General features: G+C 54.6%; 17 protein-coding genes and 1 pseudogene. 16 read left to right on the plus strand and 2 right to left on the minus strand.

Annotated features, from left to right (window positions below; all coding sequences use genetic code 11):
• The first annotated feature begins 306 nt into the window (after window positions 1–306).
• The 11 genes from KI367_RS05810 (at window position 307) to KI367_RS05860 (ending at window position 12601) form a co-directional block, all read left to right on the plus strand.
• Window positions 307–1149, plus strand: coding sequence for a GDSL-type esterase/lipase family protein (locus KI367_RS05810; RefSeq protein WP_052146881.1), 843 nt, complete (start codon window positions 307–309; stop codon window positions 1147–1149).
• 35 nt (window positions 1150–1184) lie between these two features.
• The gene (locus KI367_RS05815) at window positions 1185–2168 is read left to right on the plus strand and encodes an ABC transporter ATP-binding protein (RefSeq protein ID WP_197069932.1); all 984 of its coding nucleotides are present in this window, start codon (window positions 1185–1187) and stop codon (window positions 2166–2168) included.
• On the plus strand, window positions 2161–3150 hold the full coding sequence (locus tag KI367_RS05820; RefSeq protein ID WP_036708094.1) for an ABC transporter permease: 990 nt from the start codon (window positions 2161–2163) through the stop codon (window positions 3148–3150). The genes KI367_RS05815 and KI367_RS05820 overlap by 8 nt, the downstream gene beginning before the upstream one ends.
• 82 nt (window positions 3151–3232) lie before the next feature.
• Complete coding sequence (gene parE, locus KI367_RS05825) at window positions 3233–5215, plus strand: DNA topoisomerase IV subunit B (protein WP_212948334.1); 1983 nt, start codon at window positions 3233–3235, stop codon at window positions 5213–5215.
• Window positions 5216–5226: 11 nt separating this feature from the next.
• A complete protein-coding gene (gene gyrA, locus KI367_RS05830) occupies window positions 5227–7671 on the plus strand; it encodes a DNA gyrase subunit A (RefSeq protein WP_212948336.1) in 2445 nt (814 codons plus the stop codon).
• 225 nt (window positions 7672–7896) lie between these two features.
• On the plus strand, window positions 7897–8307 hold the full coding sequence (locus KI367_RS05835) for a MarR family winged helix-turn-helix transcriptional regulator (RefSeq protein WP_036708097.1): 411 nt from the start codon (window positions 7897–7899) through the stop codon (window positions 8305–8307).
• A 50-nt stretch (window positions 8308–8357) separates the two neighbouring features.
• A complete protein-coding gene (locus KI367_RS05840; RefSeq protein WP_212948338.1) occupies window positions 8358–9575 on the plus strand; it encodes an MFS transporter in 1218 nt (405 codons plus the stop codon).
• 318 nt (window positions 9576–9893) lie between these two features.
• A complete protein-coding gene (locus KI367_RS05845; RefSeq protein ID WP_036708277.1) occupies window positions 9894–10238 on the plus strand; it encodes a YojF family protein in 345 nt (114 codons plus the stop codon).
• 43 nt (window positions 10239–10281) lie between these two features.
• Entirely contained in the window at window positions 10282–10938 is a 657-nt protein-coding gene (gene bshB2, locus KI367_RS05850; protein ID WP_036708101.1) for a bacillithiol biosynthesis deacetylase BshB2, read from the plus strand.
• Between the two features lie 68 nt (window positions 10939–11006).
• Window positions 11007–11762 (plus strand): class I SAM-dependent methyltransferase, encoded by a 756-nt coding sequence (locus KI367_RS05855; RefSeq protein ID WP_246536676.1) that lies wholly within the window; start codon window positions 11007–11009, stop codon window positions 11760–11762.
• A complete protein-coding gene (locus tag KI367_RS05860; RefSeq protein WP_246536686.1) occupies window positions 11759–12601 on the plus strand; it encodes an HAD family hydrolase in 843 nt (280 codons plus the stop codon). The genes KI367_RS05855 and KI367_RS05860 overlap by 4 nt, the downstream gene beginning before the upstream one ends.
• 150 nt (window positions 12602–12751) lie before the next feature.
• Here KI367_RS05860 and KI367_RS05865 read toward each other — a convergent pair whose 3' ends face one another.
• Together KI367_RS05865 and KI367_RS05870 are read right to left on the minus strand one after the other, a co-directional pair.
• The gene (locus KI367_RS05865; RefSeq protein ID WP_212948340.1) at window positions 12752–13474 is read right to left on the minus strand and encodes an RluA family pseudouridine synthase; all 723 of its coding nucleotides are present in this window, start codon (window positions 13472–13474) and stop codon (window positions 12752–12754) included.
• 7 nt (window positions 13475–13481) lie between these two features.
• Window positions 13482–14345, minus strand: coding sequence for a class I SAM-dependent methyltransferase (locus KI367_RS05870; protein WP_212948342.1), 864 nt, complete (start codon window positions 14343–14345; stop codon window positions 13482–13484).
• 322 nt (window positions 14346–14667) lie between these two features.
• Between KI367_RS05870 and KI367_RS27105 the strand changes: the two are divergent.
• The 5 genes and pseudogenes from KI367_RS27105 to KI367_RS05890 form a co-directional block, all read left to right on the plus strand.
• Window positions 14668–15313: pseudogene (locus KI367_RS27105) on the plus strand (4-hydroxyphenylacetate 3-hydroxylase N-terminal domain-containing protein); the annotation flags it as partial.
• Window positions 15314–15394: 81 nt separating this feature from the next.
• On the plus strand, window positions 15395–16009 hold the full coding sequence (locus KI367_RS27110) for a 4-hydroxyphenylacetate 3-hydroxylase C-terminal domain-containing protein (protein ID WP_246536707.1): 615 nt from the start codon (window positions 15395–15397) through the stop codon (window positions 16007–16009).
• Between the two features lie 26 nt (window positions 16010–16035).
• Window positions 16036–16203, plus strand: coding sequence for a hypothetical protein (locus KI367_RS05880; protein WP_212948344.1), 168 nt, complete (start codon window positions 16036–16038; stop codon window positions 16201–16203).
• Between the two features lie 255 nt (window positions 16204–16458).
• Window positions 16459–17325 carry a carbohydrate ABC transporter permease gene (locus tag KI367_RS05885; protein ID WP_212948579.1) on the plus strand — a complete coding sequence of 289 codons (867 nt, stop codon included), beginning with the start codon at window positions 16459–16461 and terminating at the stop codon, window positions 17323–17325.
• 52 nt (window positions 17326–17377) lie between these two features.
• Entirely contained in the window at window positions 17378–18244 is an 867-nt protein-coding gene (locus KI367_RS05890) for a carbohydrate ABC transporter permease (RefSeq protein ID WP_212948346.1), read from the plus strand.
• The last annotated feature ends 8 nt before the right edge of the window (window positions 18245–18252 follow it).

Consider the following 18252-nt stretch of genomic DNA (forward strand, 5'->3'; position numbering starts at 1 on the left):
TAAGTGAAAGAGACAAATTACACTGAGCCTGAACAATTTATTGTCAGGCTAGCGTCTTTAGGCGCAGTTTGGCAACAGGGGGTTATACCCCAAGTGCAAACCACCCGTTGGACGGGTGGTTATGATTTAGAAAAAACGGATGGAACGCCAGCCCGTCTTTGCATGGAATCATGGTTTCAAGGCGAAATGAAACGGTGCAAAACGACCGTCGGATTTGCAAATTGATCCTAGAAGATTTATGTTTATGTACATATGTATTGCCGGAAAAATGACGAATCGCATGACGTCGACATGGAGGGATCGGTTTTGAAATCATCGAAATGGATTTGGCGCAGCGTCAGTATTTTATCCGTATTTTCCACGCTGCTCCTGCTGGCAGGCTTTGTGTATGCGGTAAAGGACATCCAGTCTCCGCAGGCTGCGAAAGATCGGCCCGCCAAAGTCGCAACCCCGGAAAAGGAAACGGGCCCGGCAACCCCGGCAGCCGATAAAGAACTGAAATTTGCGGTCATCGGCGATTCGCTGGCAAAAGGCACGGGCGACAACTCCGGGATGGGGTTTGCGCGGCGAACGATCCGGGAGCTGACGGCTGCCGGCAGGAAAGCGACGCTCCTGAACAATTTGGGCATTAACGGCCTGACGACGACGGGGCTCCTGCCGAAGCTGGAAGAACGGGGGACGAAGTACGTGCTTGGAGAAGCCGACGTCATCCTCCTATCCATCGGAGGAAACGACCTGTTCCAGGGAGCGGACCTTGCGTCCAAAGGTATTGCCGGAACATCGACGACCGCCAAGGGGCAGGAGCTCGATCCGGAGGACCTGTTGAAAGGGCTGCCGAAAGCATCGACGCAGCTGAAAACGATTTTGGAACGCATCCGCGCGATCAATCCGGAAGCCATGATCGTGTACGTCGGATTGTATAATCCGTTCGGGGATATCGAGGAGCTTCAGGTCCCGGGAAATCAGGCCGTTGCGAAATGGAATGAGGCAGCCCTCGACACGATCAATAAGAACGGCAATATGACGCTTGTGCCGACCTTCGACATTTTCCAGCAGCATTTGGGCCGGTATTTGGCGTCGGATCATTTTCATCCGAACGGCGACGGGTACCAGCAAATCGCCGTCCGGATCGTTCAGGCCATCCGCTAGATAATTAAGCATACGGAAGAAAGGAGAGGGAGAACATGTCAATGACGGTCAGTCCGGACCAAAGGGAATCCATCGTTTTATCGGTCGAACACGTCAAAAAAAGGATCGGAAAAAAATGGATCATCGAGGACGTGACGTTCGATGTCCGGGAGGGCGAAATTTTCGGTTTTTTGGGACCGAACGGGGCAGGCAAAACGACGACGATCCGCATGCTGGTGGATTTGATCAAACCGAGCAGCGGGGTCATCAAAGTGTGCGGATACGACGTGAACCGCCAGCAGGAACAAGCGCTCCGTTTCGTCGGCTCGATCGTTGAAAATCCGGAAGTCTATACGTATTTGACCGGATGGGAAAATCTGGAGCATTTTGCGCGCATGCAACCGGGAATCGACAAGCAGCGGATTCAGGAAGTGGTGGATATCGTCCGGCTGGACCAGCGGATCCACGACAAGGTCAGAACGTATTCGCTCGGGATGCGGCAGAGGCTCGGCATTGCGCAAGCGCTGCTCGGCAGGCCGAAGCTGCTCATCCTCGACGAACCGACGAACGGGCTCGATCCGAAGGGCATCAAGGAACTGCGCCAATTTATCCGGGAGCTGGCGGACGGCGGACTGGCCGTTTTCGTATCCAGCCACCTGCTCAGCGAAATCCAGCTTTTATGCGACCGGGTGGCCATTATCAGCCGCGGCCGGGTGCTTGCGGTCGGAGAAGTCGGGGAGCTCGTGGCCGCTAACGCGAAATACGTCATTTGGGACGTGGAACCTGTTGAAGCCGGAAAACGGGAACTGGCGCAGCGGGAAGGCATCGAGGTCATCGAACACGCTGAACAGGTGCTGGACGACGCGATCATCGCCGGCATGAGCGGACAATCGGTCGTAACGGCGATGGAAGAGGAACGAATCTCCGGAACGGTTTCGCATCTCGTCGCCATGGGCATCCGCGTCCGCGGGGTCCATAAAATCAACCCGACGCTCGAGCAGCTGTTCCTGAAAATGACGGAGGGTGAGAGTATTGATTAGCGTGCTGCCCCTGATCAAAAACGAAACGATCAAAATCATCAAAAAGAAGCGTTTTTACGTTATTTTGCTCATCTTGCTTGTGCTGGTCCCGGTGTTTACCTATGCGCAAATGCGGTCCGCCGAACAAACGCGGGACAAATTCAAAGGCGACTGGCGGCTTGAAGTGCAGCAGCAAATCACGGATAATGAAAATTCGCTCGGAAGCGACCGGGTGCCGGACGAGTGGAAAAAATTCAGGAAAATCTTCGTGCAGCAGCTGCAATATTATTTGGAGCATGACGTGAACCCGAAGCAGCCGAACGGCGTGACGTTTACGCGCGAGTTTATGGCGAATTCCATAACTTTGTTCATTCCTCTTCTCATTATGGCGATCGCATCCGATATAGTATCGGGGGAACGAACGAGCGGCACCATCAAAATGCTGCTGACCCGCCCGGTCAAAAGGTGGAAGGTGCTGCTCAGCAAGCTGATCACGCTGTACATGTTCTCTTCGCTGATCATCGTGTCCGCTTTTGTCATCAGTTATCTCATTTCCGGGGCGGTTTTCGGATATAAAGGATTTGAATTTCCCGTCTTCACCGGTTTTCGGATCCAAGGGTCCGATGTCGACATGTCCGCGGTGCACGCGGTGCCCCAGTGGCAATATTTGCTGATGGAAGGCGGATTGATCTGGTTCGTGAGCCTTGTCGTGGCATCGCTCGCGTTCATGGTGTCGGTGCTCGTCCGGAGCACGGCGGCAAGCATCGTGGTGATGATGGCCGCGCTGATCGCGGGAACCATTCTGACCAACATGGCTTCGGCCTGGAAAAGCGCGAAATATTTGTTTATGGTCAACCTGGAGCTGACCGATTACCTGTCCGGTACGCCGGCTCCGATCGAAGGCATGAACCTGGCTTTTTCGCTTGCGGTTTTGTCCGTTTGGGCGATTGCCGCGATCGTAATCTCATTCCTTGTCTTTACGAAAAGGGATATCTTGAATTAAAATGGACAAGGATAACAAAACAAAACATCTGTTTGCATTTTGGGTGATATCCTACATAAAGAAACACAAAGGGGGAGCATGAATGGTCGAGCAGATCGATATGTTTGCAAAGTCGCCGGGCAGCAGCGAAGCAGGCAGCGGCAGTTACGATGCAGACGACATTCAAGTGCTCGAAGGCCTGGTTGCGGTTCGCAAACGCCCAGGCATGTATATTGGCAGCACCAGTTCATCGGGGCTTCATCATCTGGTATGGGAAATCGTGGATAACGCCGTCGATGAGCATTTGGCCAAATACTGCACGAGAATAGATCTTACTTTGCATAAAGACGGTTCCATCACCGTCGTGGATAACGGACGGGGCATTCCGACCGGAATGCATAAAATGGGAATACCTACGCCGCAAGTCGTATTCACCATCCTGCACGCAGGAGGGAAATTCGGCGGAGGCGGATACAAAAAATCGGGCGGCCTGCACGGCGTCGGGGCGTCGGTGACCAATGCGCTTTCCGAGTGGCTCGAGGTCGAAATCTACCGCGACGGCAAAATCCACCGCCAGCGTTTCGAATACTGGCAGGACAAAAACGGCAAGGAGCATGTCGGCGAACCGGTGACGGGACTCGAAGTGCTCGGCAACACGAACAAAACCGGCACCAAAGTCACCTTTAAGCCGGATATTCGCGTGTTCCAAGGCGGAATCCAGTTCAACTACGATACGCTGGCGGAACGCCTGCAGGAAATCGCCTTCCTGAATTCGGGGCTTCGCATCGTCATGAAAGACGAGCGCTCCGACCGCATGGACGAATTTTATTACGAAGGCGGGGCCAGCCAGTTCGTCGAATTTTTGAACGAAGGCAAAGACGTGCTGCACGACGTCATTCACTTTTACGGCGAAAAGGACGACGTCGAAGTCGAGGTTGCGCTCCAATACAACGCGGGATATACCGAAACGCTCGCTTCGTTCGTCAATTCGATCCCGACGCGGGGCGGGGGAACGCACGAAACCGGTTTCAAGACGGCGTATACGCGGATCATGAACGATTACGCGCGCAAAAACCATATGCTCAAGGAAAAGGACAAAAATCTTGAAGGCAACGACCTGCGCGAAGGCATGATGGCGGTCATCAGCGTCAAAATGGCCGAAGTCGAATTCGTCGGTCAGACGAAAGACCAGCTGGGAAGCGCATCGGCGCGCAGCACGGTCGACGCGATCGTGACCGAAAAAATGCAGATTTTCCTGGAGGAAAACCCGCAGGTGGCCCAGACGCTCATCAAAAAAGCGATCCAGGCTTCCAAAGCGCGCGAAGCGGCCCGCAAGGCCCGCGACGACATGCGGAGCGGGAAAAAACGGAGCGAGGGAACGAGCCTCGGCGGCAAGCTGAGTCCGGCCCAATCGAAGGACTTTACCCGTACCGAGCTGTTCGTCGTCGAAGGAAACTCCGCCGGCGGATCGGCCAAACAGGGCCGCGATTCGAAAATTCAGGCGATCCTGCCGCTGAAGGGGAAACCGCTCAACCCCGAAAAAGCCAAACTTGCCGATATCATGAAAAACGAGGAATACCGCACGATCATCAATGCGATCGGCGCCGGAATCGGAACCGAGTTTGAAATCGAAGACAGCAATTACTCCAAAATCATCATCATGACGGACGCCGATACGGACGGCGCGCACATCCAGGTGCTGCTGCTGACGTTCTTTTACCGTTACATGAAGCCGCTGATTGATGAGGGCCGCGTGTACATCGCCCAGCCTCCGCTGTATAAAATTTCGCGGAAGTCGGGCAAGCTGGAAACGGTCCGTTACGCCTACAGCGACGAGCAGCTGCAAAACTACTTGAAGGAATTCGGCAAAAATTACGAGCTGCAGCGCTACAAAGGACTCGGCGAAATGAATCCCGAACAGCTGTGGGAGACGACGATGAACCCGGAAACGCGCACGCTGCTGCAGGTGCAGATCGAAGATGCGGCGAAGGCGGAGCGCCGCGTATCCACGCTGATGGGCGACAAAATCGACCCGCGCAAGCGCTGGATCGTGGAAAATGTCGACTTTAGAGAGTTCGAGGAATAGAAGGTGAATCGATGAGTTTATCAGAACAGTTTCTGCCGGCTTATCTCGAAGAGGTCGTCGGCGACCGCTTCGGCCGGTATTCCAAATATATCATTCAAGACCGCGCCATTCCCGACGTCCGCGACGGGCTTAAGCCCGTGCAGCGGCGCATTTTGTACGCCATGTACGAATCCGGCAATACGCCGGACAAAGCATACCGCAAATCCGCCAAAACCGTCGGCGACGTGATGGGGAATTACCATCCGCACGGGGACTCCTCCATCTACGACGGCATGGTCCGCATGGCCCAGCCTTGGAAAATGGGGCATGTGCTCGTCGACGGGCACGGCAACTGGGGTTCGATCGACGACGATCCGCCGGCGGCGATGCGTTACACCGAAGCGCGCCTGTCGCCGATCGCGATGGAGATGCTTCGGGACATCGACAAACGGACGGTACAGTTCAAGGACAACTTCGACAATTCCGCGAAGGAGCCCGTCGTGCTGCCTTCCCGCTATCCGAACCTGCTCGTCAACGGCGTCAGCGGGATTTCCGCGGGATTTGCGACGGAGATTCCGCCGCATAATTTGCGCGAAGTGATCGACGCCTGCGTGGCGGTGATGCAAAAACCGGAAATCGAGCTGGAAGAAATCATGACCTTCATCAAGGGCCCCGATTTCCCGACCGGCGGCCTGATCATGGGCGAAGAGGGAATCAAAGAGGCCTACCGGACGGGGAAAGGACGGATTTATCTCCGTTCCAAAGCCGACATCGAATTTTTGCGCGGCGGCAAACAGCAGATCGTCATTACGGAGATCCCTTACCAGGTCGTAAAATCGCGCCTTGTCACCCAAATGGAAAATATCCGGCTGGAGAAAAAAATCGAAGGCATTGCCGAGGTGCGCGACGAAAGCGGACGGGACGGTCTGCGGATCGTGGTCGAAATCAAAAAGGAGGCCGATGCCCAGGGCATTTTGGCTTATCTGCTGAAAAAGACCGATCTTCAGGTCACGTACAACTTCAACATGGTATCGATCGTCAACAAGGCGCCTCAGCAGCTTGGCCTGAAGGCGATGCTGGAGGCGTATATCGCCCACCAGCGCGAAGTGGTATCGAACCGTACCCGCTTCGAATTGGAAAAAGCCGAAGACCGGGCCCACGTGCTCGAAGGACTCGTGAAGGCGCTGAACATTCTCGACGAGGTCATCGCCGCCATCAAAGCGTCGAAAAACCGCCAGGATGCCCAAAACAATCTGCAATGGATGTTCGGCTTTACGGAGCGGCAGGCGGATTCGATTCTGACGCTGCAGCTGTACCGTTTGACGAACCTGGAGATCACGACGCTGCAAAAAGAGCTTGAGGATTTGCTGAAAAAAATCGACAACTACCGGGCCATCCTCGAAAGCGACAAGAAGCTGATCGCGCTGATCCGCAAGGAACTGCTTGAAATCCGCGACAAATACGGCATTGACCGCAGATGCGCCATTCAGGAGGAAGTCGAGGAAATCAAGGTCAACCTTGAAGTCATCGTCAGCTCCGAGGATGTGCTGGTGACGTTGTCGAAAGACGGATACATCAAGCGGACAAGCATGCTTTCCTTTACGCGGTCCGGCGGGGAGCTCAGCAGCTCGGGCGTGAAGGAAGGGGATTATATTTCCAGGGTGTTCGAAATCAATACGCTGGACAATTTGCTCATCTTTACGCAAAAAGGCCAATATTTCCTGCTGCCTGTCCACCAAATTCCGGAATTCAAATGGAAGGACCCGGGTACCGCCATCGTCAATGTCATCCAGTTATCCAAAGAAGACGTCATCGTCGACGTCATTCCGGTCACGAATTTCGAGGAGCCGAACCGCTCCCTGGTGTTCGTCACGAAAAAAGGGCAGGTCAAACGCACGGAATTAAAAGAATACATGACCAATCGCTCGAGCGCGGTTGCCGCCTGCAAGGTCGGCGCGGAGGACGAGGTCATTTCCGTCACGCTGAGCGACGGTAGCAAAGACATTTTGCTTGTGAGCAAGGAAGGCATGAGCATCCGGTTCAAGGAGCAGGAAGTCAACGCCATGGGCCGCGTCTCCGCCGGCGTGAAAGGCATCCAGCTTCGCGACGGCGACGAGGTCGTGTCGGCGTTGTGGGTTGAGGATGACGAAGGCGAAGTGCTGACCTTGACCGATCTCGGATACGGCAAACGTTCCCTGCTCGCGGATTACCAGCCGCAAAGCCGGGGAGGCAAAGGGCTGGCGACCTTCGAATTCAAGGAAGGCAAACGCGTGAAGCCGAACGGCAGCCGCATTGCCGGAGCGTTTTATTGCCGCCAGCCGCTGCAAATTACGGCCATCACGCGGGACGGCTTAAGTTATGCGTTCAGTTCGGAGCAGGCCCCGATCGCCGAACGCAAATCGACAGGAAAACTGCTTGTTCACCTGGAGAAAAAAGATGAAATTTCGGCGCTGCTGGCATTCGAGGAAACGACGTGACATCGTATGCTGTCCGAACCCGGCGTTAAAGCGTGAAAAAAGGCATCTTCGCTCATTTGCGAACGATGCCTTTTTTGAGACGATGAAACGTCCGTGAATCGTCTTTTGGGGAACGGTGTCGGACGATGTTTTTCTAAAAAAAATTCGGAATTGCGGAAGGAATTGGCACGAAATGCGCGAAAGTTAATCCTGTAAAACATTGCTTGCGAAAGGAAGGTATAACCCGTGCATACTTCCGAATTTGCGAAAATATGGTCCAAACTAAGCAAAGATTATAAACTGCATATGGAGAACGAGTTGGCTCCGGCGCTCACCGAAGCTCAGTTGGCCGTGCTCGAAGTGCTGGGCGAAAACGAGCGGATGAAGCCTTCCGACCTGACGCCGCTCCTGGCGACAAGCCCGGCGGCGGTTACGATGCTCCTCGACCGGATGGAAAAAAACGGATTGATTCAGCGCGAACGGGACGGAAACGACCGCCGGATCGTTTGGGTGTCCATTTCCGCGAAAGGGAAAGCGGAGGTCGAACGCGGCGTGCAAATCCGCGATGCGTTTCTGGCGAAGGTATTGTCGCGAATTTCCGCGCATAATCAGCAGCTTCTGATCTATTTATTGGGCAAACTAACCATAACGCCTTAAAACCCGGGTTCAAAGATTAAAGAATAAATGTAGAGGAAGTAGTCAACCAGATGAATGATGCAACGCTTATGAAACCAAAAACGAGAAAACTGCTTTTCAGCGCCGGCCTCAGCTGGTTATTCGACGCCATGGACGTCGGCATCATTTCTTTTATCGTGACCGCATTAAAGCTTGAGTGGAAACTCTCCCCGCAGGATGTGGGCATTTTGACGAGCGTCAATTCCGTCGGAATGGTCGTCGGCGCGGCAGCCGCCGGGTATCTGGCCGATAAATTCGGCCGAAAGAAGGTTTTGCTGTGGACGCTGCTCATCTTTTCGATAGCCAGCGGATTGTCGGCGCTCGCCTCCAGCTTCTGGGTGCTGTGCCTGCTTCGTTTTATTACGGGCGTCGGCCTTGGGGGCGAGCTGCCGGTGGCGTCGACGCTGGTGTCCGAAAGCGTCCATCCGAGCCAGCGGGGACGGGCCGTCGTGCTGCTGGAGAGCTTTTGGGCGGGCGGCTGGCTGGCCGCCGCGCTCATATCGTATTTTTTGATTCCGGCTTACGGATGGCAGATCGCTTTTGTCATTGGGGCTCTTCCGGCCTTTTACGCGCTGTATCTGCGCCGCGCCATCGACGATTCGCCCGTATACCGGAACAATCGGACCCGGGCGGCATCCTTGTCGTTTGCCGGCAAGCTGGCCTCCATCTGGACCCGCGAACATAGCCGCTCGACGTTGATGCTGTGGATTTTGTGGTTTACGGTCGTGTTTTCGTATTACGGGATGTTCCTTTGGCTTCCGTCCGTCATGACGATGAAGGGCTTCAGCCTGATCAAAAGCTTCGAATACGTGCTGATCATGACGATCGCCCAGCTTCCGGGTTATTTTACGGCTGCGTATTTCATCGAAAAATTCGGCCGGAAATTCGTCATGATCACCTACTTGGTGCTCACCGCCGTCAGCGCCGCCTGGTTCGGCAACGCCGATTCGGCCGGCTCGCTTATCGCGGCGGGAATCTGCCTTTCGTTTTTCAACCTCGGTGCTTGGGGCGGCCTGTACGCCTACACGCCGGAGCTGTATCCGACTTCGGTCCGTTCGACGGGCGTCGGGATTGCGACCTCCGTCGGCCGGATCGGCGGCGTCATCGCGCCGTTCCTTGTGGGGTATTTGGTGCAGCGTCACGTCGAAATCAATGCGATATTTATCATGTTTTTCGTCATAATTTTGATCGGGGCCTTGGGCGTGCTTTTTCTTGGGAAAGAAACCAAAGGCAAGGCATTGGCCGATTAAACGGAAATATGGGGAAAAGGCTGCCGGAAGGCAGCTTTTTTCGTTCAACGGGATGGGGCATAAAAAGCGATTTTAGCAATGCAAAAACATCAGGGTTCGCCGATCGGCTCCGCTATGCGGGCTAATTCGAGTGCAAGTCGAGGTTTTTAACGGTATAGTCGGCCGGATGAGGCAAAAGCATGTTTGTGAAAATGAAGTGCTTTGAATTATAATAAAATATGTTGCAGTTTGGACCTGCAGCATTCGGGATCGATCGAACCTGGTTTGCAGGGGGATTCGGACGATTTCGACAGACGTCTTGGAAACGGAGGGATTGGATTGCAGCTTATTAATCCGCAGATGGTTCAGGAGTTAATCGACAAACTGCAGGATCAGGATCTTTATATACATCTCGAAATGACGACGGGGGCTTACGCTTCGCATCACGATGAGTCGAAATTTACGGCCTCGACGTTCATCAAAAACGGCATCGTCCGGTATACCCACGGGAAGATTCAAGGAACGGGGCCGTACCGCGTCGGGCTTAAGATGGAGCAGGGCTGGATTTATTCGCAAGGATTGACGCATTTCGAGGAAACGGAAACCGAGCGGCTGATTATGGCGGGCCATGACAGCGACGGCAAGCTGGTCGTCGCGCTGCAGTTGGGCAAAGAACCGTTCTAAACAGCAAGTCTGCCGTCATCAAGTGAAAGGGTGATTATACAAAATGGAAAATCATATATTGGTCGTATTTCCCCATCCGGACGATGAATCCTTCGGAACTTCCGGAACGCTGGCCAAACGCATCCATGAAGGCGCAACCGTGACGTATGCGTGCTTGACGCTGGGCGAAATGGCGAGAAACATGGGCAAACCGCTCGTGGCCAACCGCGTCACGCTGCCGGAGCACCGTCGGAAGGAGCTTGAGGCATCCTGCCGCTCGATCGGCATTCAGGATTTGCGCCTGATGGGGCTTCATGATAAAACGATCGAATTCGAAGACCGGGACATGCTGGACGGCATGCTGCGCAAGCTGATCGATGAAGTGAAGCCGTCCCTTATCATTACGTTTTACCCGGGATTCAGCGTCCATCCGGACCATGATGCCACCGGGGAAGCGGTGATCCGGACGGTTGCGGCCATGCCGAAGGAACAGCGTCCCGTCGTGAACTGCGTCGCGTTTGCGAAAGGCTGCGAGCAGATCATCGGCAAACCTGACGTCGCGGTCGACGTCAGGGATTTCCTGCCGAACAAATTCGGTTCCATCCGTGCGCACGCCTCCCAGTTCCGCTGGAATGAAATGCTGGGCACGTTTACCGAAGAGGATGAACAGATCAAAAACCGGTTTAGTACGGAAAGGTTCTGGACTTATCGTTTCGAATAGGATAACATTTCCATAAGCACGGACTCATCCGTGCGGATGACATATTCGGAAAGGTGAGTTGAGACGAGATGAGCAGAGCAGAGGAAAGCAGAGGGTTTAGCGCAAAGAGCGGACGAGAGGAAGAACCGGCGGAAAACATGCTGGAGCGGATCGTCTTTATCGGCAGGACATACGGGGAATATATGCGTATGTTCGGCCTCGAGGAGCATCATATCCAAGGCAAAAGAATCCTGGACTGTCCGGCCGGCGCCTGCTCGTTTACGGCCAAGGCGGGCGAGCTTGGCTGCGAGGTGACGGCGGCGGATATCGCATATGGCCATGAGGCGGGCCGGTTGCTTGAAAAGGGCCTCCGGGATATCGATCATGCCATGGAACATGTGGCAACGGAACGGGAGCGGTACATTTGGACTGAATTCCGCGATGTCGAAGCGTTGCGCGCCGAACGCCTTCAAGCGCTGCGGTCCTGCACGGAGGATATGGAAAGGCGTCCGGAAAGGTACGTGCCCGTGACGCTGCCGTCGCTGCCCTTCCGGGACCAGCAATTCGACTTGACCTTGTCGGCCCATTTTTTGTTTACATATGCCGACAGGCTGGACGCGGAGTTCCATCGCGCCGCCTTGCGGGAGCTGCTTCGGGTCACCGGCAAAGAGTTAAGGATTTTCCCGTTGGTTGACCAAAGCGGCCGCAGGCCGGATGAAGTGGAGCGATTGATCGCGTTTGCCCGAAGCGAGGGATGGGACGCGGAAACGAAAGCCGTACCGTACCATTTTCAGCGGAATGCCGATCACGTGCTTATTTTGCGTGCAGGGAATAACGGATCATGATCACGGATACCCTGGCCGCTAACGCCCTTTCCGGCGCCATAAAGGACAGCAGCATGCTGCTGTCCTTTATGTTTAATCCGGATCCGGTGAAGGCGGGGACTCGATCGGGTCTGCCGCCCAACGAACAGGAACGTACAAAGGAAAACCGGCGAGTACCGACCGGAAGATCATGGAGGATCAACATGGAACACGCATTTATTTTTGATATGGACGGGGTCATCATCGACAGCGAGCCGATTCATTTTGACGTCGATATCCGAACGCTCAGCCATTTCGGCGTGGAAACGAACGAGCAGGAGCTGGAACGGTTCGTCGGGATGACGAACCCGGAAATGCTGGGCATTTTTAAACAGGAACGAAATTTGCCCCATACGGTGGAGGAAATGATCGAATACCAATTGAACCTGAAAATGAACATTCTGAAGAATCTGGAGATCGAGCCGATCGCGGGGGTGGTGGCCCTGATGGAGCAGCTTCGCGGAATGAACATTCCCATGGCGGTTGCCTCCTCATCCCCGAGAGTATTCATTGAAGGCGTCTTGGGGAAATTCGGTCTAAGCCGCTTTTTCAAGACGGTGGTCAGCGGCGAAGAGGTTCCGAAAGGAAAACCCGCGCCCGATATTTACCTCGAAACGGCCAAGCAGCTCGGCGTGCAGCCGCAGCATTGCGTCGTGCTCGAAGATTCAAGAAACGGCATGCTTGCCGCCAAAACGGCCGGCATGAGATGCATCGGATACCTTAATCCGAACTCGGGAAACCAAGATTTGGCCGAAGCGGATCTTCAAGTACGTTCCTATGACGAGATCCCGGTACGGGAACTGTTCGGGAACGATCTATAGCAAACCAAAGCAAAGGAGCGGGGATCCCCCGCTCCTTTGCAGCATGAAAAAAGCACATCAACCGAATCGTTGACGTGCCGAATTAATCTATTTTTGAGTAAAGAATCCAGTCGCCGGTTCCAATGACCCGGCACGACTGCCTTACATCGTTTAGAGATCGTCCCGCAGACGCTCCAACACCGTGTCGGACCACAAATTCCAAGGATGCTCCGCAGGGGGCAGGGAGGTCAGGACCACGTCCTCTTTGGTCACCGGATGCGGAAAACCGACCAAGACCGACCAAAGCGCGATTTGCTGCCCGGGTTTGTTGACGCGGCTTCCGTACTTTTGGTCGCCGTACAACGGGCAGCCTGCCTGATTCATCTGGACGCGAATCTGATGCGATCTTCCGGTATGCAGTTCGACCCGGACGAGGCTGAAGGAGCCGTCGGTGCCGAGCACCTCGTAATCGAGGACAGCCTCCTTGGCCCCCGGGGTTCCGGCCTTGACCACGGAGACGGTATTGGTCTTCGGATCCTTCAACAGCATATCCCTGAGCGTGCCCCGGGGAGCGGGAAGCCGTCCGTGAACGACGGCCGCGTAAATTTTGCGGAAGCTGCGGCTGCGGACGGCTTCGGACAGACGCGAAGCGGCTTTCGACGTTTTGGCGAAAATCATCGCGCCGCCTACCGGCCGGTCCAGCCTGTGCACGAGCCCCAAATAGACGTTACCGGGTTTGTTGTAACGCTCCTTAATATCTTCTTTCAGCAGCGTAAGCAGGTCGGGATCGCCGGAGACGTCGGCCTGGGTCGGAATGTTGACCGGCTTGACGATGCCGAGCAGGTGATTGTCCTCGTATAATACCGGTATTTGCGATGCAAGTTCTTGGCTCATAACCGGGTCACGACTCCCAGCGGCCGAGGATGCCGCACGGCAAATGAAGCCCGGACGCCGTGATCGGAAGCCCCAGCTCCCCGCAGGAGATGGTTCCGCCGAAACGTCGGCCTGCGGTCATGCTTAAAACGTTGTGAAGCACGGTCGGCGAAATGCCGGTCGTATAGGAATTGATAAGCATGAACAGCGGATTGTCGGACATGATGCCCATGCAGCTTTCCACGAACGGATACAGGCTCTGCTCCAGTTTCCACATTTCCCCGCCGGGTCCGCGACCATAAGACGGAGGGTCCATGATGATCCCGTCGTAACGGTTTCCTCTGCGGTGTTCGCGCTGCACGAACTTGAACACGTCGTCGGTGATGAAACGGACCGGGCGATCGCCGATGCCCGACAGCTGAAGGTTTTCTTTCGCCCACTGCACCATGCCTTTCGCCGCGTCGACGTGGACGACTTCCGCTCCGGCATAAGCTGCCGCAACCGTAGCGCCTCCGGTGTAGGCGAACAAATTCAGCACTTTGATCGGCCGTTTGGCCGCCGCAATCTTGTCCATCATCCAGCGCCAGTTGGCCGCTTGTTCCGGGAACAGGCCCGTATGTTTGAAATTGGTCGGGCGGATATAAAATTTTAATTGGTCGTAAGAGATCGTCCAGCGGTCCGGAAGTTTCTTTTTCATGTCCCAGTGTCCGCCGCCGGAAGAGCTCCGATGATAATGGCCGTGAACCTCGCGCCACTTCACGCTTTCGTTTTGGATAGGCCATATGATTTGCGGGTCCGGTCTGCGGAGGATGACGTCCCCCCAGCGTTCCAGCTTTTCGCCGGATCCCGTATCCATCAATTCGTAATCTTGCCAATCACGGGCTACATACATTTTGCGATCCATCCTTCTAGGCATTTTTTTCATGAATTAACATAACCATAACCTCTATTGTACAACATTTTACGGTAACAATGCACTTGGTTCTGCTTCGTTTGACGGCATTTTGGCTTCCTATTAGGTTGCTGCCGCTTCCTGACGGAGGCCCTTTTGAATAGAATGGGATCATCCATTTTTTCAAAGGAGGCTGCGCCTGTGCCGGCAAAAAACGGAAAGCAGTTTATCGAGCGTATCGATCAGGCCAACCCCCGGGTTTGGATACGCGGAGAACGAGTGGACGGGAAGGCTTTCGGATCATGCTGCTTTTCGGGGGCTGATGACTACGCAGGCGGAGCTGTACGATTTGCAGCATCATCCCGATTATAGGGAGCGCATGACCTATTGCTCCCCGTCCACGGGAGACGCCGTCGGATTGTCGTTTAAGCAGCCCGTAACGAAGGATGATTTGGCGAAACGCAGGGAGATGATGACGTTATGGGGAGAGCGGCATCATGGACTGCTGGGAAGATCGCCGGATTACATGAATACCGGGCTGATGATTTTATGCGGCCGCCGAACTGCTTGGCGAAAAGAAACCCGAATTTGCGGATCGTATGCGGGCATATTACGTCTATTGCCGGGAGCATGACATCTCCCTTTCCCATGCATTCGTGCAGCCCCATGCCAGCCGTTTCGACGAATTGCTTGAGGACGGCAGCATATCCAGCTGCGCGGCGCGGATCGTTGAACGGAACCAGGAAGGCATCGTCGTAAGCGGCGCTTTTTTGCTGGCGACCCAAGGCGTGACGACGGACGAAATTTTGGTATACCCTCCGGCCTCGCCGTATATGCCCGAAGAGGACAGTTCAAGAACGTTTGCCTTTGCCGTTCCGAACAATCTTCCGGGCATGCGCTGGATATGCAGGGAAAGCCTGGCGCAAGGCGCTTCGGCATACGACTACCCGCTCAGCTCCCGTTTTGACGAGATGGATACGCTGGTTCTGTTCGAAGACGTTCTTGTGCCGTGGGAGCGCGTGTTTATGCTGGGGGACGAGCGGCTGTCCATGCGTTTTTTTCAGGAAAGCGGTTTTCATGTCCACTGCGGCCATCAGGTGTTGTGCAGGTATGTCGCCAAAACGGAATTTGCGCTGGGCATTCTTTTTTATATGGCCGAGACGCTGGATCGGGCTTCTTATCCGTCCACCATCGATAAAATCACGGAAGTCATCGCGTCTTTCGAGACGCTGAAATCCCTGCTCGTTGCCTCGGAAGCGGGAGCGGCTCCCGACCGTTTCGGAAGCATGCTCCCGGATCGGCGGCCGATTTGGACGGCAAACGTGCTGTTTCCCAAGATGTATCCGCGCATGATCGAACTGATTCAGCTGCTTGGGGGAAGCAGCGTCATCATGATTCCGTCCGAGCGCGATTTTGCGTCCGAATCCAGCGAAGCGATGGAACGTTACCTCCGGGGCGCAGGCATCGACGCATGTTCGAAAACGGCGCTGTTCCGCCTGGCGTGGGACCTCAGCTCGAGCGGGTTCGGCGGGCGGCAGACGTTGTACGAACGGTTCTTTTTCGGCGACCAATCGGTCGTTGCTGGCAGGCTGTACCATGCGTTTACGGACAAAGAGGCCTGCATCGGGAAAGTGAAGGCATTTTTGCGTTCAAAAGACGAATAAGCTGCAGGCGGCGCGAATAAGTATGTATGGGGAAACGTAACCAGGCATTCATGGGAGCAAGGAAACTGCCCGACAGAGCCATCCTGATTGCAGGGAGGCGGACGGTTATGACCATCGACCAGCTGATCGCGCTGCTGACGCTTGTCGTCATGATTATCACACTTGCCGTAAACCATGAAAAACCGAAGCAGTAGAAGCAGCAGGGAAAGGGAGCCGGGACCGGCTCTCTTTTTTTTGTTCCCTCCCAAAAAAAGAAAACATAAACCCATCCCGTACACATACATATTTTAAAAAATGCTTCGCCAGATTCTGATCATGTCGTCAACATCTTAGCAAGTGCTGCGAACCGGAAGGAGGAAACCGGCTTGTCATTGAACGCAAACGTGAAAACGGATACACCCCTGGAACCCAAGGTCAAGCGGAAAAGGCGATTCACCCGGAACGACTGGATGGGTTACCTGTTCAGCGCACCCCTGATCATCGGCGTGCTCGCTTTTGCGATTTATCCGATGATCGCTGCGCTGATCATGAGCTTCCATCAAACCTCGGGACTATCGATCGGCGGAACATGGGTCGGACTAAACAACTACGATTACGTGCTGTCGGATTCGCTATTTTGGCAAGCGTTTACAAATACGCTTTTTATCGGCATTTGGTCGGTACTTCTCGGCATCGCCCTGTCCTTTATTTTGGCGAGCCTGATCAACAACCTGAAATGGCATATGGGCAAAAACTTTTTCAAGGCCGTATTTTTTCTGCCGAACGTCGTGTCCGGGGTGGCGACGACGCTGCTGTTTTCGTTTCTGTTTTACCCTTCCAAGGAAGGGCTGCTGAACTTCGTCATCGGTTTGTTCGGCATCGACCCCGTCGGCTGGTTCACGAATCCGCAGGTGTCCCGGTACAGCATCGTTCTGATGAGCTTATGGGGGGCGCTCGGTTACAATACGATCATTTTTTTGGCGGGGCTGCAAAGCGTTCCGCGGGATCTGTACGAAGCGGCCGAGGTCGACGGCGCGGGTACCTACCGCAAATGGCTGTATGTGACGATCCCGTATTTAAGGCCGATATTCGTGTTCATGCTCATCATGGGCACGATCGGCGGCATGAAACGGTTTACGGACGTGTGGCTGATCGGCGGCACGGCGGGCAATCCGGGCGGCAGCCTGATGACGGTGGTGCTGTATATTTACCGAAACGCCTTTCTCTCCTCGCAGATGGGTACGGCGACCGCAGCCTCGTATTTGCTCTTTATCATGATTTTCGTGCTGACGGCGATCATGATGCTGCTGAACCGGCGGAAGGACAGCTTCGACTGATCGGGGGAGTTGCAGCTTCAACCCGTCCCATTCTGAGTTAGGAGGTCAATCGATGAACACCGTGGATGCCAATTTCAAGCACCGGCGAAAAAAGATTTCCCTGAACCAATGGATATTGACGATCGTGCTTTCGCTCGGATCCTTCGTCATGATCGTGCCGTTTCTGTGGATGCTCGTCACAAGCTTCGACTGGGCTGCCCGTCTTCATATCAACTTCCCGCCGAGGCTGTGGCCGGAGGAACCCTCCATCAAAACCTACGAGGCGGCGTTTACCAGCATCAAGATGTTCCGATACATTTCGAATTCGATTCTGGTGAGCGTCGGCGTCATCATCGTCAGCGCCTTGTCGGCGCTGCTCTCGGGGTACGCGTTATCCAAGCTGCGTTTCAAGGGGGCGAACATCGTGCTGCTGCTTGCCTTGAGCACGATGATGATCCCTTTTGAAATGACGATGATCCCGCAATATTTGCTGTTCAGCAAGCTCGGGCTTGTCGACAATTATTTGGCGTTTTATCTGCCCGCCCTGAACTATGCGTTCGGGACGTTTTTGGCCAAAGCTTTTTTCGATCAGCTGCCGACGACGCTCCGGGAGGCCGCCATTTTGGACGGGGCGAAGGAAGTGTCCGTCTTCGGCAGGGTGTATCTTCCGCTGTGCACGCCGATCATCGCCACCATGGTCATTTTGCTCTTTTTGGGCGTATGGAACGATATGCTGTGGCCGCTTCTGATCCTGAAAAAAGCGACCAAATACACCATCCAAATCGGCCTCGCGATGTTCACCTACAACAACGGCATCGACAAACAGCCTTCCATCATTATGGCTGCCACGACTGTAAGCCTGATTCCGGTCGTCGTCGTATATATGTTTTTGCAGCGCTACATTATCGAAAGCATCGCTTTGTCGGGAATCAAACAGTAAGCAGCGTT

The organism is Paenibacillus cookii (assembly GCF_018333375.1).
GTDB lineage: Bacteria > Bacillota > Bacilli > Paenibacillales > Paenibacillaceae > Paenibacillus_AQ > Paenibacillus_AQ cookii.

Bases quoted from the DNA above. Each gene is read 5' to 3' on its own strand.
- gyrA (WP_212948336.1), top strand. From the start codon at position 5,227: ATGAGTTTATCAGAACAGTTTCTGCCGGCTTATCTCGAAGAGGTCGTC.
- bshB2 (WP_036708101.1), top strand. From the start codon at position 10,282: ATGGAAAATCATATATTGGTCGTATTTCCCCATCCGGACGATGAATCC.
- KI367_RS05885 (WP_212948579.1), top strand. From the start codon at position 16,459: ATGGGTTACCTGTTCAGCGCACCCCTGATCATCGGCGTGCTCGCTTTT.
- KI367_RS05855 (WP_246536676.1), top strand. From the start codon at position 11,007: ATGAGCAGAGCAGAGGAAAGCAGAGGGTTTAGCGCAAAGAGCGGACGA.
- KI367_RS27110 (WP_246536707.1), top strand. From the start codon at position 15,395: ATGCGTTTTTTTCAGGAAAGCGGTTTTCATGTCCACTGCGGCCATCAG.
- KI367_RS05860 (WP_246536686.1), top strand. From the start codon at position 11,759: ATGATCACGGATACCCTGGCCGCTAACGCCCTTTCCGGCGCCATAAAG.
- KI367_RS05815 (WP_197069932.1), top strand. From the start codon at position 1,185: ATGTCAATGACGGTCAGTCCGGACCAAAGGGAATCCATCGTTTTATCG.
- KI367_RS05880 (WP_212948344.1), top strand. From the start codon at position 16,036: ATGGGGAAACGTAACCAGGCATTCATGGGAGCAAGGAAACTGCCCGAC.
- KI367_RS05865 (WP_212948340.1), bottom strand. From the start codon at position 13,474: ATGAGCCAAGAACTTGCATCGCAAATACCGGTATTATACGAGGACAAT.
- KI367_RS05840 (WP_212948338.1), top strand. From the start codon at position 8,358: ATGAATGATGCAACGCTTATGAAACCAAAAACGAGAAAACTGCTTTTC.
- parE (WP_212948334.1), top strand. From the start codon at position 3,233: ATGGTCGAGCAGATCGATATGTTTGCAAAGTCGCCGGGCAGCAGCGAA.
- KI367_RS05870 (WP_212948342.1), bottom strand. From the start codon at position 14,345: ATGTATGTAGCCCGTGATTGGCAAGATTACGAATTGATGGATACGGGA.
- KI367_RS05890 (WP_212948346.1), top strand. From the start codon at position 17,378: ATGAACACCGTGGATGCCAATTTCAAGCACCGGCGAAAAAAGATTTCC.